Annotated in this window: 11 protein-coding genes; 8 read left to right on the top strand and 3 right to left on the bottom strand. The window is 38.9% G+C overall.

Annotation, left to right across the window (positions count from 1 at the left end):
- Positions 1 to 130: 130 nt before the first annotated feature.
- On the bottom strand, positions 131 to 1,141 hold the full coding sequence (locus tag PSE69_RS09565) for an NAD(P)H-quinone oxidoreductase (protein WP_121875200.1): 1,011 nt from the start codon (positions 1,139 to 1,141) through the stop codon (positions 131 to 133).
- Positions 1,142 to 1,487: 346 nt separating this feature from the next.
- On the opposite strand from PSE69_RS09565, the gene PSE69_RS09560 reads away from it, so the two are divergent.
- Both PSE69_RS09560 and uspE read left to right on the top strand, forming a co-directional pair.
- Positions 1,488 to 2,246, top strand: coding sequence for an FNR family transcription factor (locus PSE69_RS09560; RefSeq protein WP_004919586.1), 759 nt, complete (start codon positions 1,488 to 1,490; stop codon positions 2,244 to 2,246).
- Between the two features lie 122 nt (positions 2,247 to 2,368).
- A complete protein-coding gene (gene uspE, locus PSE69_RS09555; RefSeq protein ID WP_014658318.1) occupies positions 2,369 to 3,313 on the top strand; it encodes a universal stress protein UspE in 945 nt (314 codons plus the stop codon).
- 571 nt (positions 3,314 to 3,884) lie between these two features.
- On the opposite strand, the gene pntB is transcribed toward uspE, so the two are convergent.
- Positions 3,885 to 5,273 carry a Re/Si-specific NAD(P)(+) transhydrogenase subunit beta gene (gene pntB / locus PSE69_RS09550; RefSeq protein WP_014658317.1) on the bottom strand — a complete coding sequence of 463 codons (1,389 nt, stop codon included), beginning with the start codon at positions 5,271 to 5,273 and terminating at the stop codon, positions 3,885 to 3,887.
- A 13-nt stretch (positions 5,274 to 5,286) separates the two neighbouring features.
- Complete coding sequence (gene pntA, locus PSE69_RS09545; RefSeq protein ID WP_004919579.1) at positions 5,287 to 6,819, bottom strand: Re/Si-specific NAD(P)(+) transhydrogenase subunit alpha; 1,533 nt, start codon at positions 6,817 to 6,819, stop codon at positions 5,287 to 5,289.
- A gap of 384 nt (positions 6,820 to 7,203) precedes the next feature.
- Between pntA and ydgH the strand changes: the two genes are divergently transcribed.
- From ydgH to PSE69_RS09515, 6 genes are all read left to right on the top strand, one after another.
- Positions 7,204 to 8,154, top strand: coding sequence for a DUF1471 family protein YdgH (gene ydgH, locus PSE69_RS09540; protein WP_004919577.1), 951 nt, complete (start codon positions 7,204 to 7,206; stop codon positions 8,152 to 8,154).
- A gap of 328 nt (positions 8,155 to 8,482) precedes the next feature.
- Positions 8,483 to 9,820 (top strand): basic amino acid/polyamine antiporter, encoded by a 1,338-nt coding sequence (locus PSE69_RS09535; protein WP_004919572.1) that lies wholly within the window; start codon positions 8,483 to 8,485, stop codon positions 9,818 to 9,820.
- A gap of 911 nt (positions 9,821 to 10,731) precedes the next feature.
- Positions 10,732 to 11,259, top strand: coding sequence for a fimbrial protein (locus PSE69_RS09530; RefSeq protein ID WP_004919568.1), 528 nt, complete (start codon positions 10,732 to 10,734; stop codon positions 11,257 to 11,259).
- 8 nt (positions 11,260 to 11,267) lie between these two features.
- A complete protein-coding gene (locus PSE69_RS09525) occupies positions 11,268 to 11,981 on the top strand; it encodes a fimbrial biogenesis chaperone (protein ID WP_121875069.1) in 714 nt (237 codons plus the stop codon).
- Positions 11,962 to 14,448: a fimbria/pilus outer membrane usher protein gene (locus PSE69_RS09520; RefSeq protein WP_121875068.1), complete on the top strand. Its 2,487-nt coding sequence runs from the start codon at positions 11,962 to 11,964 to the stop codon at positions 14,446 to 14,448. The genes PSE69_RS09525 and PSE69_RS09520 overlap by 20 nt, the downstream gene beginning before the upstream one ends.
- Positions 14,445 to 15,413 (top strand): fimbrial protein, encoded by a 969-nt coding sequence (locus PSE69_RS09515; protein WP_147441380.1) that lies wholly within the window; start codon positions 14,445 to 14,447, stop codon positions 15,411 to 15,413. The genes PSE69_RS09520 and PSE69_RS09515 overlap by 4 nt, the downstream gene beginning before the upstream one ends.
- Positions 15,414 to 15,486: the final 73 nt, after the last annotated feature.

Below are 15,486 nucleotides of genomic sequence, written 5' to 3'. Positions count from 1 at the left end.
TAGTCTGCTGTAAAGAGATATTTACGCTAAAACCACTTGAAAATGTAAACCATTTGTTATAAATGAGCAAGCCAATGAGTCATGAAAAAATTAAATCTTCATGACTCAATAAATCTCAATAGTAAAATAATTATTTGTTAATTAACACTATTTTTCCGTAAAGATCGCCAGATTCCATATGGCGATGAGCATCAACCACTTGGTCTAACGGGTAGGTTTTGTTAATAAAAGGTTTTAATTCACCTTTTTGCAACATCCCCCAAACGTGCTGCTTTAACTCTGCGGCGATGCTGGATTTTTCGGCAACGGTACGTGAACGCATGGTTGACCCTGTGTGAATCAAACGTTTAATCATTAAAGGCATTAAATTGAGGCTCTTAGGGTTACCTTTCATCATTCCTATTTGAATGATCCGCCCGAATTTTGCGGCGACTTGATAATTTTTATCCACATAATCACCACCAACAATATCAACAACCATATCAACCCCTTGAGAACGCGTATAATCAAGAGTGTGTTGAACAAAATCATCGTTTCGGTAATTAATTATACAGTCCGCCCCTAATGATTTTGCGACTTCTACCTTTTCTGCTGAGCCGACTGTTGTGATCACCGTGGCACCAAATGCTTTTGCTAACATGATAGCAACGGATCCAATACCGGATGTTCCACCATGAATGAGCACTGTTTCACCCTTTTTCAATTTACCAATCTGAAAAACATTCGCCCAAACAGTAAAAAAGTTTTCAGGTATAGCCGCTCCATCAACAAATGATAAGTGACCTAATGGTAATGCAATATCTTGATGTACCAGACAATATTCGGCGTAACCACCTCCAGCAACTAACGCACAAATATTATCTCCAATCTGCCATTGTTGAACATCGTCTGCTTTTGCAACAATGGTTCCTGCGACTTCAAGCCCTAAAATAGGTGAGGCATCTGGAGGTGGCGGATAAGCCCCCATACGTTGAAGAACATCAGGGCGATTAACACCAGCAGCCTCAACTTTAACCAATAAATAACCCTCTGATAGTACGGGCAATGGTTGTTCAATTATTTGCAGTTTTTCTGCTCCACCGTGCTCCGCGATATTTATTACTTTCATCGTATTGGGAATATTTAATGGATTATTTACCATTTGATGCTCCTCTGAAGTTTTCATTTTTAAGTCGAATATTGCATTATTGTTTAAATATTATAACTAATGTTAATTTTTAAATTTATCAAAATATATCTTTTAAATAGATATTTAATAGATAACCCCTTTTATCTATTAAAGAAATTTTTACTTAACTTAATGGTTGTTTAAGTTAAATAAGGAATATCATGATGTTATAATGAACTATGTAATTTGATTAACTACTTTGTTTTTATACGCTTTTCTATTTGAGATACTTCTGTTTTATATTTCTACTTATCAGTTGCATTATCTTATGTTAAAATTGACTCATATCAATAATTTTAACTTGTATTGAGCATTTAATATGATCCCAGAAAAAAGAGTTGTTCGTCGCATCCAGTCTGGTGGTTGTGCTATTCATTGTCAGGACTGCAGTATTAGCCAACTGTGCATTCCCTTCACACTGAATGAACATGAACTGGATCAACTTGATAATATCATTGAACGTAAAAAACCGATTCAAAAGGGTCAGGCGCTGTTTAAAGCCGGCGATGAATTACGTTCTTTGTATGCCATTCGCTCAGGAACAATCAAAAGTTACACCATCACTGAAGAAGGTGATGAGCAAATTACAGGCTTCCATCTTGCTGGTGACCTGGTTGGTTTTGATGCAATTATACATACACAGCACCCAAGTTTTGCACAAGCTCTTGAAACATCAATGGTTTGTGAAATCCCATTCGAAACTCTCGATGATTTGTCAGGTAAGATGCCTAATCTACGCCAACAAATCATGCGTTTGATGAGCGGCGAAATAAAAGGCGATCAAGAAATGATCCTTTTATTGTCTAAGAAAAATGCGGAAGAACGTTTAGCTGCATTTATTCTTAACCTATCTCATCGCTTTGCAGAGCGCGGCTTCTCTCCAAGAGAATTCCGCTTAACGATGACTCGTGGTGATATTGGTAACTATTTAGGCCTTACCGTTGAAACGATTAGTCGACTTTTAGGACGTTTCCAAAAAAGCGGCATGTTAAGTGTTAAAGGCAAATATATCACTATTGAAGATATGGAAAAACTGACTGATATTGCAGGTAAAGTCTCCACTGTCTCTTGTTCATAATTCTCGGTGGGTCACTATTTTGTGACCCATCATTATTATTTTTCATCAAATCTTGCCTATTTTTCCTCAATACCTTAGTTTATCTTTAGTAGGGAATGTCCAGCCGTTATGAGGATTTTAATATGGCAAACTATAGAAATCTCCTAGTTGCAATTGACCCAAATCAGGATGATCAACCAGCATTACGACGTGCTGTCTACATAGTGCAACGTAATGGTGGACGGATTAAAGCATTCTTACCTATCTATGATCTCTCTTATGATATGACCACGTTGCTATCACCTGAAGAGCGTGATGCAATGCGTAAGGGTGTCATTAATCAAAAGGCTGCTTGGATTAAACAACAAGCGCATTTCTATCTGGAAGCAGGTATTGAGATAGAAATTAAAGTGATTTGGCATAATAAACCTTACGAAGCCATCATTCAGGAAGTGATTAGTGGTGAACACGACCTGCTTCTGAAAATGGCTCATCAAACAGATAACTTTGAGTCGATTATTTTTACGCCGCTGGACTGGCACCTTTTAAGAAAATGCCCTTCTCCTGTATGGATGGTTAAAGATAAAGTCTGGCCAGATCATGGTTCGGTTGTTGTGGCCGTCAATTTATCAAATGAAGAATCCTATCATGATGACCTCAATATTAAGTTGGTTGAGAAAACGAAGGATTTAGCAACACGTATTGTGAAAGATCAGGAAATTCATTTGGTCAGCGCATACCCTATTGCGCCAATGAATATTGCAATAGAACTACCTGATTTCGACCCAAGCCTTTATAACAATGCACTACGTGGGCAACATCTCATTGCCATGAAGGAATTACGCCAGAAATTTTCGATTGATGAAAAATACACTCACGTCCGTGAAGGGTTACCTGAGAAAATCATCCCTGAAATCTGTGAGGAGTTACATGCCGGCGTCGTTGTCCTAGGTATATTAGGCAGAACTGGGATTTCCGCAGCTTTTCTTGGGAATACAGCAGAACATGTTATCGACAAATTGAAATGTGACCTATTAGCGATTAAGCCTGATGGTTTCGTTTGCCCAATCACAGTTGATGATGATTAATTTTATCGCTCAACCTTAAGTAGATTTATTTTAAAGTGGCAAAAGCGCTGTAGGTAACTCAGCGCTTTTGCGATAAATGAATGCACATTCAGTGCTTCAATGCGCAAAAATTAGTATCCCCACTATTTTTGCCAGCAGTATTACTCATAAAATTTGTATATTGGGTAATGTAAAAACTATCTAATTGAAAATATCTCTAATTTACCTTCAGCAGAGATATTAACAGCTACCCCCTCATCGACTCACTGTAATACGTTATTTAATTCCCAATGCTAACCCATTATCAATGTCCAATCCTGAAGCAAATCCATTGGTAATCGTGAGGAAGCCTTATTTACACAGTTGAGAGCCATAATATTGGCCTCCTCGTTATGATTAAAGTGAATAAAATAGCATCATGTGGACGATAAAATGACGGCTATTTTCTATTCTCCGGTTTTAAAATTAAAATGAAACTAATGTACAACATAATGAGATAGACTGAATTTTTAATAAGATAGTTTCTTATACAACCTATTTTTACCCATAAAAAAGCCCTGTAGTTGCCTACAGAGCTTTTGAGGTTAGCGCATTAAAGCGCTTTTAAAATCGCATCAACGCTGGCTTTTGCATCACCAAATAACATCTGCGTGTTTTCTTTGAAAAACAATGGATTTTGTACACCTGCATAGCCGGTATTCATTGAACGCTTAAATACAATCACATTGTTTGCTTTCCAAACCTCCAACACTGGCATGCCGGCAATTGGACTATTTGGATCCTCTTGTGCCGCAGGGTTAACAGTATCGTTCGCACCAATAACCAATACTGTATCGGTATCAGAGAAATCATCATTAATTTCATCCATTTCCAGTACTATGTCATAAGGTACTTTTGCTTCAGCTAATAAGACGTTCATGTGCCCAGGTAAGCGCCCTGCTACAGGGTGGATACCGAAACGCACATTGATGCCTCTCTCACGCAACTTAGCCGTAATATCGTGAACAGGATATTGTGCTTGAGCAACCGCCAATCCATAACCTGGAGTAATAATGACAGAGGTTGAATTTTTCAATAATTCTGCCACTTCTTCCGCCGTTGTTTCACGGTATTCGCCCATCTCCTCTTCATTACCCGTTGAGGAGCCATCTGTACCAAAGCCTCCAGCAATAACACTGATAAAGGAGCGGTTCATGGCTTTACACATAATATAAGAGAGGATAGCACCCGACGAACCGACCAGTGCTCCTGTCACGATGAGCAAGTCATTACTCAACATAAAACCTGCCGCAGCGGCTGCCCAACCTGAATATGAGTTCAGCATTGACACAACAACTGGCATATCTGCACCACCAATTGAAGCAACTAAGTGCCAGCCAAATGCCAAAGCAATAACCGTCATGATCAGCATGGCAAAGACTTGTAAGCCAACACTATTTGTTTTAACAAAGATCAGCAATAACACAAATGAGACAACGAGCGCCGCTAAGTTTAGTTTGTGGCGATTAGGTAGCATCATCGGTTTCGATGAGATCTTACCGGACAATTTTCCATAAGCCACCACAGACCCTGTGAAGGTGACCGCACCAATAAATATGCCTAAGAACACTTCCGTCAGATGGATATTTTCCATCACCGCGTCTGCATGACCTTCACTGGCAATAAAACTATTAAAACCAACCAAAACAGCCGCTAGACCAACAAAGCTATGTAAAATAGCGACCAATTCTGGCATTTCGGTCATTTCAACTTTTTTGGCCAGACGAATACCAATCACTGCACCAATGACCATCGCAACAATCATCCAGCCAATATTGGCACTATCTGGGCCAAAGATGGTAGCCAGTAAAGCAATCGCCATACCGGCAATACCATAAGTATTACCACGCTGAGAGCTTTCATGGCGTGATAACCCTGCTAGGCTGAATATAAATAGGATAGCAGCAACAATATAAGCTGCCGTTACAATTCCACTCGACAACATACGTTACCCCTTATCCTTTACGAAACATTTTTAACATACGCTGGGTAACAGTAAACCCACCGAATATATTGATACTTGCAATCAATATGGCAATGAAAGATAAGAAACTAACCCATCCTCCCGAGCCTATTTGCAATACTGCACCGACAACAATAATGCCTGAAATTGCATTGGTGACAGACATCAATGGTGTATGCAACGCATGTGTTACGTTCCACACAACGTAATAACCGACAACGCAAGCGAGGGCAAATACCGTAAAGTGTGATAAGAACTCTTTTGGCGCTGAGTTTGCAAACCAACCGAATAGAATGATCGCTAATGCCATTAAGCCATACTTAACTACAGGCGACATTTTCTTCTTCTCAGGCGCTTTTTCTTTTTCCGCCACTTGAGGCTTCGCCTGCGGCTGAGCAGATACTTGAATGGGGGGAGCAGGCCACGTGATTTCACCTTGTTTAATAACGGTAACACCGCGGATCACAACGTCATCAAAATCAATATTGATTTCGCCATTCTTCTCTTTGCACAGTAACTTCATCAAGTTAACAAGGTTTGTGCCATACAATTGCGATGATTGAGTCGGTAGACGGCTTGGTAAATCGGTATAACCAATAATTTTGACACCATTATCAGTCACAACCAATTTATCCGCTTGGGTTAACTCACAGTTCCCCCCTGTTTGCGCCGCTAAGTCAACAATCACACTACCGGGTTTCATTGACTCAACCATCTCTTTGGTAATTAATTTAGGTGCTGGACGCCCAGGAATAAGTGCGGTAGTGACGATAATGTCGACTTCTTTAGCTTGTGCAGCAAATAAAGCCATTTCCGCCTTAATAAACGCTTCGGACATGACTTTCGCATAGCCATCGCCGCTGCCTGCTTCCTCTTTGAAATCTAACTCAAGGAATTCGGCCCCCATACTTTGCACTTGCTCTTTAACTTCTGGACGCGTATCAAATGCACGTACAACCGCTCCCAAGCTACCAGCAGCACCGATTGCCGCCAGCCCAGCAACCCCAGCACCAATGACCATCACTTTCGCTGGCGGTACCTTACCGGCTGCTGTAATTTGACCAGTAAAAAAACGACCAAATTCATGAGCAGCTTCGACAATTGCACGATAACCTGCGATATTTGCCATTGAACTTAAGGCATCTAATGATTGCGCACGGGAAATCCGCGGCACTGCATCCATAGCGAATACATTGATGTTTCTTGCTTTTAAGGCATCCATCAATTCAGCATTTTGCGCTGGCCAGATAAAACTCACCAGCGTTGCACCTTCTTTCAGTAATCCAATTTCATCGTCTAGTGGTGCATTGACTTTAAAAACAATATCGGCTGAATAAGCGGTGTCACGATCAACAATCTCAGCCCCCGACTGCTCATAAGCCGCATCCTCAAAACTCGCTAAATGTCCTGCTTCACTTTCGATACAGACACTGAAACCTAACTTAATCAGTTGAGTCACCGTCGAGGGTGTAGCAGCAACACGAGCTTCATTGGCAAGTCGTTCTCTAGGTATACCAATACGCATAATGTTCCCTTTTCAAAGCCAAAGTAATTTTGTATTTGTTAAATTTGCTAAAAATTAACCATCTTAGATAGAAAAGTCCTATTTTTAGCCGAAAACAGTTCTATGGAGTTCTAATAACCTACTGAAAATAACCTTCTTGATCCATAATTGATCTCGATTCTTAAACAGTAAATGGAATTCGCAGTGAAAATCTTAGTTTTAGGTCAATAAAATACTGGATAGCTAAAAAAATCTGGTAATTATGACTAGTCAATGAATATTTATTTCTTATAAAAAATAAAATTATGAGACAACTTGATTGGTTACGTGTAATAATCATAGCCATGTGATACAACTAAAGTTCAGCACTTTTAAAATAAATTGCGCAAGTCGGAAGGATTTTGTATGAAGCTGAAAACTACGGCCATCGCAGCCGCGGTGTTATCATTAACCAGTATTACTGCTGTACAGGCAGCTGTTGAACTGACGCCCAAACAGGCTGAAGAGTTAAAACCTTATGAGCGCATAACAGTGACTGGGCGCTTTAATGCTATTTATGAAGCATCCGATGCCGTCTCACGCCGGGCTGATAAATTAGGCGCTTACGCTTTCTATATCCAGAGCCTTGATGATGTGGGTGATAGCGGTAACATGCGCGTTGTTGCAGATCTTTACCAAAAAGATGCAAAATCTGTGGAAGAAAGCAAACGTCGCGTATTTGGTGGCGTTGAAGAGATGTCAAAAGCAGACGCAACACAGTATGAACCATTTGATGCTGTTACCGTCAGTGGTTTCTACCCTTCTCAGCCTGATCTTTATGAAGCTATTGCGAAGAAAGCAAAAGAAAAAGGCGCAGCATCATTCTATGTTGTTCGTAACATCGCTGTAAATGATGGTGGAAATACCCTAGCTACCGCTTATGTCTATAAAAAAGATGCGCCTAAGCGCCAAGTTCAGCTAGAGGAAGCTGTCGTACCAGCAGATTCAGAAGCGGGTCAAGCATTATTAGCGGAAGGTGGTGAAGCCGCCAAAAAAGTACGTATTCCTGGCGTTGCTTCATCTGAAGAACCAACTACTGCCGTTGGTCGTTTCTTTGAAACATCAAGCAGTGCACCAGGCAAAACCAGCGTAACATTGCCAAGTGGCTATGTTATCGAAGAAGTTAATAAAACCGCTGCTGCACAAATGGTTCCATTTGATTCGATCACTTTCTCGGGTTATTACACCAATACACCAGAAGTGCGTTATCAAATTGCCAAACGTGCTGAAGCTAAAGGTGCCAAATACTTCCATATCACACGTGAGTGGCAGTCAAATGGCGGTAGCGTAACCATCAGCGCTGACCTCTTTAAGTAATAAGTATACTAACTAACCAAGCCAGCTCCATTTTCGAGCTGGCTTTTTTATTTCTGAAAAAAACGTTTGACTGCTGATTTTCCCACTGAATAAAAATCTTATCAAACTGAATAGTTTTCCATTGCATAACCGTCGTTTCATTCGTAGAATCCCCCTCACTTTATCAGTACGACAGATAAACAATCTATAATTTAAAATTGTTCCAGCTTAAATACATTATAAAATTGTAGATTTAACGTTATTTTAACTTTTGATTGTAGAATAACCAGGACATACATTGAAACATACACTCAGTCTTACAGCACTCACCGCATTAGTTCTCAGCTCAATGGTGGGTGCAGGTGTCTTTAGCCTTCCACAAAATATGGCTGAAGTTGCCAGCCCTTTGGCACTTATCATTGGCTGGTCAATTACAGGCATTGGCATTTTATTTTTAGCTTTCTCTCTACTGCTACTTTCTCGTATACGCCCAGATCTTGATGGGGGCATTTTTACTTATGCAAAAGAAGGTTTCGGTGAACTGATTGGTTTTTGTTCCGCATGGGGTTATTGGCTATGTGCGGTTATCGCTAATGTCTCTTACTTAGTTATCGTTTTTGCGGCCATCAGCTTTTTTACTGATACACCCGATAGGATTATTTTTGGCGATGGTAACACTTGGCAAGCCTTAGTTGGTGAATCCATCTTATTATGGATTGTGCACTATTTAGTGTTGCGTGGTGTTCAAACGGCGGCGGGAATTAATAAGCTAGCCACTATGGCAAAATTAATCCCATTAGGGCTATTTATTATCCTAGCATTTGTCGCTTTCAAACTTGATGTGTTCGATGCAGATTTTAGTGGGATTTCCCTCGGAGTGCCTGTTTGGCAGCAAGTTAAAGACACTATGTTGATCACGTTGTGGGTGTTTATTGGTATCGAAGGAGCTGTCGTTGTCTCTGCTCGCGCTAAAAACCGCCGTGATGTTGGCTTAGCCACTGTTTTCGCCGTTAGTTCTGCATTAATCATCTATATCCTAGTGACACTTCTCTCGTTAGGCCTTATGCCAAGGGCTGAGCTTGCTGAAATAAAAAATCCATCAATGGCCAATTTAATGGTAGGTTTAATTGGTTCAAGTGGTGAGATCATTATCGCAGCGGGGCTTATTATCTCTGTGTGTGGAGCATACCTGAGTTGGACAATTATGGCTGCCGAAGTGCCTTATATCGCAGCGCAATATCAATCATTCCCTAAAATATTCAATAAACTGAATAAGAATGATGCTCCATCCTCCTCCCTGTGGTTAACAAATGGTGCCGTACAGCTTTCTCTAGTCTTAATTTGGCTAAGTGGGAGTAATTACAATACGCTCCTAACAATCGCTTCTGAGATGATTTTGGTTCCTTACTTTTTAGTGGGTGCTTTTCTCATAAAAGTCGCTTTTGAACGCCATAATAAGCTGCTACTGATGGTTGGAATGGTGGCCAGCCTCTATGGTCTTTGGCTGCTTTATGCTTCTGGACTGATCAACCTTATGCTGTCTGTCGTTTTATATGCGCCTGGTATACTTGTTTTTTGGTATGCGCGAACTCAGCAATCCCAACAAGCTCCACTTAATATGGCTGAAAAGATTATCGCTCTGGCTATTATCGCGGGGGCAGTGCCCGCAACCTACTATCTATTTTAGCTTCAACTACAATCACTACACTGAAAAGGCTCTAGTATTCAGTGTAGTGATCTCATCGATACTTCTTCCTTCATTAGTTCTAGCAGCGCTTTTTTAAATCATTTGTAAGTGAATCATATATTATCTAATGATTGCATTCAGGAGGTAACATGCACTTAATATTACGTAATGAACATTCATATACCATAACCAAAAATGAGAGAATTCAATTATCACAAGACATTGGTTTTAGCGCTAAAGTTAAAAAAATCAATAAGCTTCATTTTTCGAATAGTGCCTGTGCCAGAAAAATTAGATGTCGCCAGAAATTAAATGAGAAAGGCTCAAAGGAGTTACACCCATTCTCTTTAAATGCCGTAAAAACCAATGGCTCGCCCTATTTGCATAGCGTAACAAGTAAAACACTGTAGTGTTTTGCTCATTTTCCATACAGACAGTTTGTGTTTTTACTCTCTCTGCTAAAACTAGCAAAGGGAGTAAATAGAGACTCTGATTTACCATTTCCCCCCTATTCACCCTACCTTGGATTGATTTCCCATTTAATTCTTAGCTAGCCTAGTCACGTTATCTTTTGTATTGGCGCTGTTGTTTCATTAGGTACTCTCCAAACAATTAGTATGTTGTAACTAAAGCAGTATGTTTTGATGCTATAATCGTTAAAAATTTAACGGTTATACCCTACTCTTAATTTTTAAGAACAATAAACGGAGTATCATGCTGAAAATCATTTTCATAATGCAAATGTTAAAAACAAAATTTTAGAATGAAAAAGAAAGTCGATATCAAATCATTTGGTTTTGTGCACGCCAATTTACCCCTTTTTAACATAAAAAATAGACTTATTATATTGCGCTCAATCAGCAACATATACTGATAGAAATCACACAGCAAATAATTTACAAGGTCATACAATGAACAGTTTATTAAAATATATATTACTTATTTTATTTTTTAATCATTCTATTTCTTTTTCAGCAGATGGTGAAATAAAGTTCGTTGGCAGTATAATTCCAACGGCGTGCTCTGTTGATACTAATTCTGTACATAAAGTGGTAAATATGGGGAAGGTTTCTGTAGCCGCTTTTACTAATAAAAATAGTGCTGCCGCAGCAACACCATTTAGAATAACATTATCTAATTGCCCTACCGATTATAAGAAAATTCAATTTAAGTTTGATGGTAAAAGTGATAGTGCTAACCCTTCTTTATTAGGATTATCACCAAATGCAACCTCACCTGCTGCAACAGGTATTGCAATAGGCCTTTATGAAGAAAATAGTGTTCGCCGTATACCACTAAATGGGGGAAGCCAGTTTAAAGAAATAACCCCAAGTAAAACGGTAGAAATGAATTTTGTGGCTAAATATATTGCAACCAGTGATCAAATCATTCCCGGCTCAGCAGATGCATTAGCGCATTTCAGCATTATTTATCAATAAAAGAGGAGATGAGAGAGAGGTTTTCTTCTCTCTCATTAATTATCATGAAAATAACAGTCACCTTTTTATTATTGCTTCCTTTTCTCTCTTATGCCGGAATTATTATTAATGGCACGCGGTTTGTTTATCCTGAAAACGATAGGGAAATATCATTATCTATTGAGAACCCTGAGGAGCAAACGACTTACCTTATTCAATCATGGGTTGAAAAAGATAATCAACGGTCTAATGATTTTATTATTACACCACCACTATTTAAGCTAAAACCTGCCTCATTAAATAAATTAAGAGTGATAAAAGTGGCGCCATTAAACCAAACTGTTCAAGAGACTCTCTACTGGTTACATATCAAGTCTCTTCCTGCCATTCATGAAAATACAGAAAGTAATTTACATATTGTTGTGAAATCCAGTTTCAAGCTATTTTATCGGCCTGAATCTTTAAATAGCAGTGCCGAATCTGCATTTAAAGAGGTCACCTTTAGCTATAATAACCAAAAAGTAACGGCAACAAATCCTACTGGGCACTATATTACGCTGCGAGAACTATACCTTAATGGTAAAGAGATTGCAGAGCCTGGCATGATAGCCCCCTTTGGGCAATTATCTTGGAAAATAGTATTGCCTCAATTGAATTCTGTTTCTTGGAGCGCATTAAATGATTATGGCGGTAAAACACAATTAATTTCTCAACAACTCTTTAATGATGATGAAAAAAAATAATATCAATTTATTAATGCTGTTTTTAATCACGACTCCTCTTTTGGCATATGCTGAATATTTTAATCTTGAGGCACTTGATAACATTGAAAATATTAATGATATTGAAAATATTATATTAAATCTAGATAATCAACCCGAAGGGATTTATGCCGTTGATGTTATTGTCAACAATGTTAGACTATTTACTGAAAATGTAAGTTTTCAATATATAGATCAACAGTTAGTACCAATATTCAGTCGAAATCAATTATTAAAAATTGGCCTGCATGAAAAAACATTAAATACAATGGCGTTTGATAAAAATGACAACCTAGCTAGCCACCTTTCAACAATTATCGAGGGTTATTCTCATCATTTTGACTTTAATCACTTAACGTTGGATATCAATATCCCTCATCATTACTTAAATAGTGACACTAATGAGAATAACCTTCAATCACAATGGGATGATGGCGTAACGTCAGCTTATATTGATTATAACCTATCCGGAAGTTATAACTCGAATAAGTACATTAATGACAATAATAGCTTTAACCTGTCATTGCAAAATGGTATTAACTATCTAGGATGGCGCCTAAGAAATAATTTAGTCTATTCAAACTCACACCAACAATGGGAGAGTTATAATACAACTTTATCCTACCCGATTAGGTCATTAAAAAGTCAATTTATCTTAGGCGAGTATTACCTTGCCTCCTCATTTTTTATCCCATACTCTTTTAAAGGGATCTCACTCTCTAATGATGAATTAATGTTTCCGGATTATGATGCATATTATTCCCCCATATTACAAGGTATTAATCATAGTCCGGCTCAGGTGACCGTAAGGCAAAATAATATTATCATTTATAATGATTATTTACCTGCGGGGCCATTTACACTAAATCAATTGAAACCATTAGCCCATAAAGGCGTCTTAGAAATGACGATCACTGAGTCTAGTGGTCGAGTTCGTCAATACCAATACCCTTTTTCTTCTTCGCCACTGATGATCAAAAAAGGCCAATTTCGCTATGCCTTAAACAGTGGAATGGTCTCTAACCGCTCACGCTCTGCACCACCTTATTTTTTTCATAGCGAAATAAAATATGGTATTAACAATAATATCACTGCGTATACTGGTTCTATTTTCTCATCACCTTTTAAATCACTGATATTAGGCAGTTCATTTTCAGCCAATGAAATTGGCGATTTGACTATTGATTGGACACAATCCTACAGTCAGAAAAATAAATCAAATAGTTATCAGTTTGAATATTCAAAGTTAATCACGCCCACCGCAACTGAGTTTACATTTAATGTTCAATGGACCGATAACCCTAAGTTACGGCAGTTCACTGATGTATTGGATAAAATAAACTTATCTAACACCGCCTACCCTCAACAGATCATTAAGCTACATTTATCACAAGGGTTAGGTTATTTTGGAAATATATCATTATCAGCATCGCAACAGAGGTTTAGAGAGCAAAGAGAATATCAGTGGGCCTACAATCTCAATTATTCAGGCAATATAAACGAATACCATTTTAGCCTTAACTGCCAGTCAAATTATTCTATCATTGAGCAAAAACCAGAGTATATCTTTTCTGCTTCCATAATTATTCCAGTGAACGCTTGGTTGCCTAATACGCATTTTAGTTACCAATCACAATATGCGCCAAATAACTATCAAAGCCAGCAAGCAACATTAACGGGAGCCATCCTAGAAGATAATTTTATTTCTTATACTCTACAGCATAACTCTCTAAATAACCGCTGTTGTATGAGGCCGAAAAATGAATCAGACACACGATTTTATACTCAGTATCATCATAATAAATTTATTTTAAATGTGGGTTATGGCTACAAACAAGAGCATCAATTGCACTATGGGCTTCGAAGTTCAGTGGTGGCTCATCCGTATGGCATCACGCTAACACCGAGTCGTGGGGAAACTTCCGCTTTATTGGTTGTACCTGATACGCAAGACGTCCGTTTGGATGCTCAACTCAATACCAATACCGATAGCAAAGGCCATGCGATTATCAATCAGCTACAACCTTATCGGCGTAATAACTTTGTTATTGATACACAGACCTTACCTGTAGATACTGAAATTGAAACGAGTTTTCAATCTATTTTACCAACGAAAGGGGCATTGGTACTGGTTCACTTCCCCGTCAAACGGGGCAAACGCTCTTTCTTTACTATTCGGCTTGCGGATGGGAAATTGGCCCCTTTTGGTGCGCTTGCCAGCCTCGTAACAGAAAAAGGAGAACTAACAAGCAATGATATTAATGTAGGGATTATTAACGATATGGGCCAAGTCTATTTAAGTGGGCTTGAGCCATCAGGCACAATAAAATTGAAATGGGGAGCAAAACAATCGCAGCAATGTGAATTTCAATACCAACTATTAGAAACAGATCTGAATCAAGGGTTTTACCATGTTCCGGTGATTTGTCAGCGCAAGGAAGCTTTATGATGACTTTAATTTCTCGTTTATGGCCTTGCTGTATATTCGTTACACATAACGCTTATGCTTCTCAATGCCAATATGTGCCAAATTTCACGCCACATCATACTGTGTTATCCCTCGGTACGGTAACTGTACCTCATCGATTAGCGGTGGGGTCAGTGATCCAAGAGGTGACCTTAAACAGTCTTAGTGACAATCCAATCATGGTAGATTGTCGCTCACCCGTTCAAGCAAAATGGGAAAATAGCCAGTTCCCATTACTATCAAATGATTATAACTCAATTTATCAAACAAATATTGACGGCATTGGCCTTCGCTTCATCCCACAGGGAGTGGCATTTAGCCGAGATAAGTTACCTTTTGTTAATGACTCACCCAATGCTTGCCACATTACCTCTCATCGTTATAGCTATTGTGGTAATGCATTAAATGGGATCCGAGTACAATTGGTGAAAACAAAAAACATCACAGGTTCAGGGATACTTAGCTCTCATCGTCTGATTGAAGCATCAATTGGCCATTTACCTGTTCAAAGTTATCGTTTCCTAAATACAAAGATTGTTACGCCTAGCTGTGAACTGCTCGAAAAACATAAACGAGTAAAAATGAAGAAAGTCAAACAGAGCCAGTTTAGGGGGATTGGTAGCCATTCCGCCCCCGTCTCTTTTTATCTTACGCTAAATTGTAGTGGAGAAACCCCTGTGGGCATTATCCTTAGTGGGCGAGCCAGTCACAGTGCAGATCATTCTGTGATTGCACTAGATAAAAGACCTGATAGCGCCCAAGGGATTGGTTTACAACTGCGTTTTCAAGGTGAGCCAATCCCTCTAAATAAAGTCTTTAATTTAGGAACTAGCTTTGACCGCTCCCCCTATGCCATTTATTTCGAAGCTCAATATGTGCAAATCCACCCCTCTGTTAGTGCGGGAAAAGCCAATGCAACTGCGACATTACAAATTGTTTATCCATAACCGATAACGATAAAAAAACCCCATCTTTAGCATCATGATGGGGTTTTGAAGGTTATCATCTAACTCTGTATTT

It is taken from the genome of Providencia sp. PROV122 (genome assembly GCF_028482365.1).
Taxonomy (GTDB): Bacteria; Pseudomonadota; Gammaproteobacteria; order Enterobacterales; family Enterobacteriaceae; genus Providencia; species Providencia stuartii.
This window is presented reverse-complemented; position numbering and strand designations above follow the sequence as displayed.

Excerpts from the sequence above, each read along its gene's own strand:
- PSE69_RS09515 (WP_147441380.1), top strand. The coding sequence starts at position 14,445 with ATGATGACTTTAATTTCTCGTTTATGGCCTTGCTGTATATTCGTTACA.
- PSE69_RS09535 (WP_004919572.1), top strand. The coding sequence starts at position 8,483 with ATGGTGGGTGCAGGTGTCTTTAGCCTTCCACAAAATATGGCTGAAGTT.
- PSE69_RS09530 (WP_004919568.1), top strand. The coding sequence starts at position 10,732 with ATGAACAGTTTATTAAAATATATATTACTTATTTTATTTTTTAATCAT.
- uspE (WP_014658318.1), top strand. The coding sequence starts at position 2,369 with ATGGCAAACTATAGAAATCTCCTAGTTGCAATTGACCCAAATCAGGAT.
- PSE69_RS09525 (WP_121875069.1), top strand. The coding sequence starts at position 11,268 with ATGAGAGAGAGGTTTTCTTCTCTCTCATTAATTATCATGAAAATAACA.
- ydgH (WP_004919577.1), top strand. The coding sequence starts at position 7,204 with ATGAAGCTGAAAACTACGGCCATCGCAGCCGCGGTGTTATCATTAACC.
- pntA (WP_004919579.1), bottom strand. The coding sequence starts at position 6,819 with ATGCGTATTGGTATACCTAGAGAACGACTTGCCAATGAAGCTCGTGTT.
- PSE69_RS09565 (WP_121875200.1), bottom strand. The coding sequence starts at position 1,141 with ATGGTAAATAATCCATTAAATATTCCCAATACGATGAAAGTAATAAAT.
- PSE69_RS09560 (WP_004919586.1), top strand. The coding sequence starts at position 1,488 with ATGATCCCAGAAAAAAGAGTTGTTCGTCGCATCCAGTCTGGTGGTTGT.
- PSE69_RS09520 (WP_121875068.1), top strand. The coding sequence starts at position 11,962 with ATGATGATGAAAAAAAATAATATCAATTTATTAATGCTGTTTTTAATC.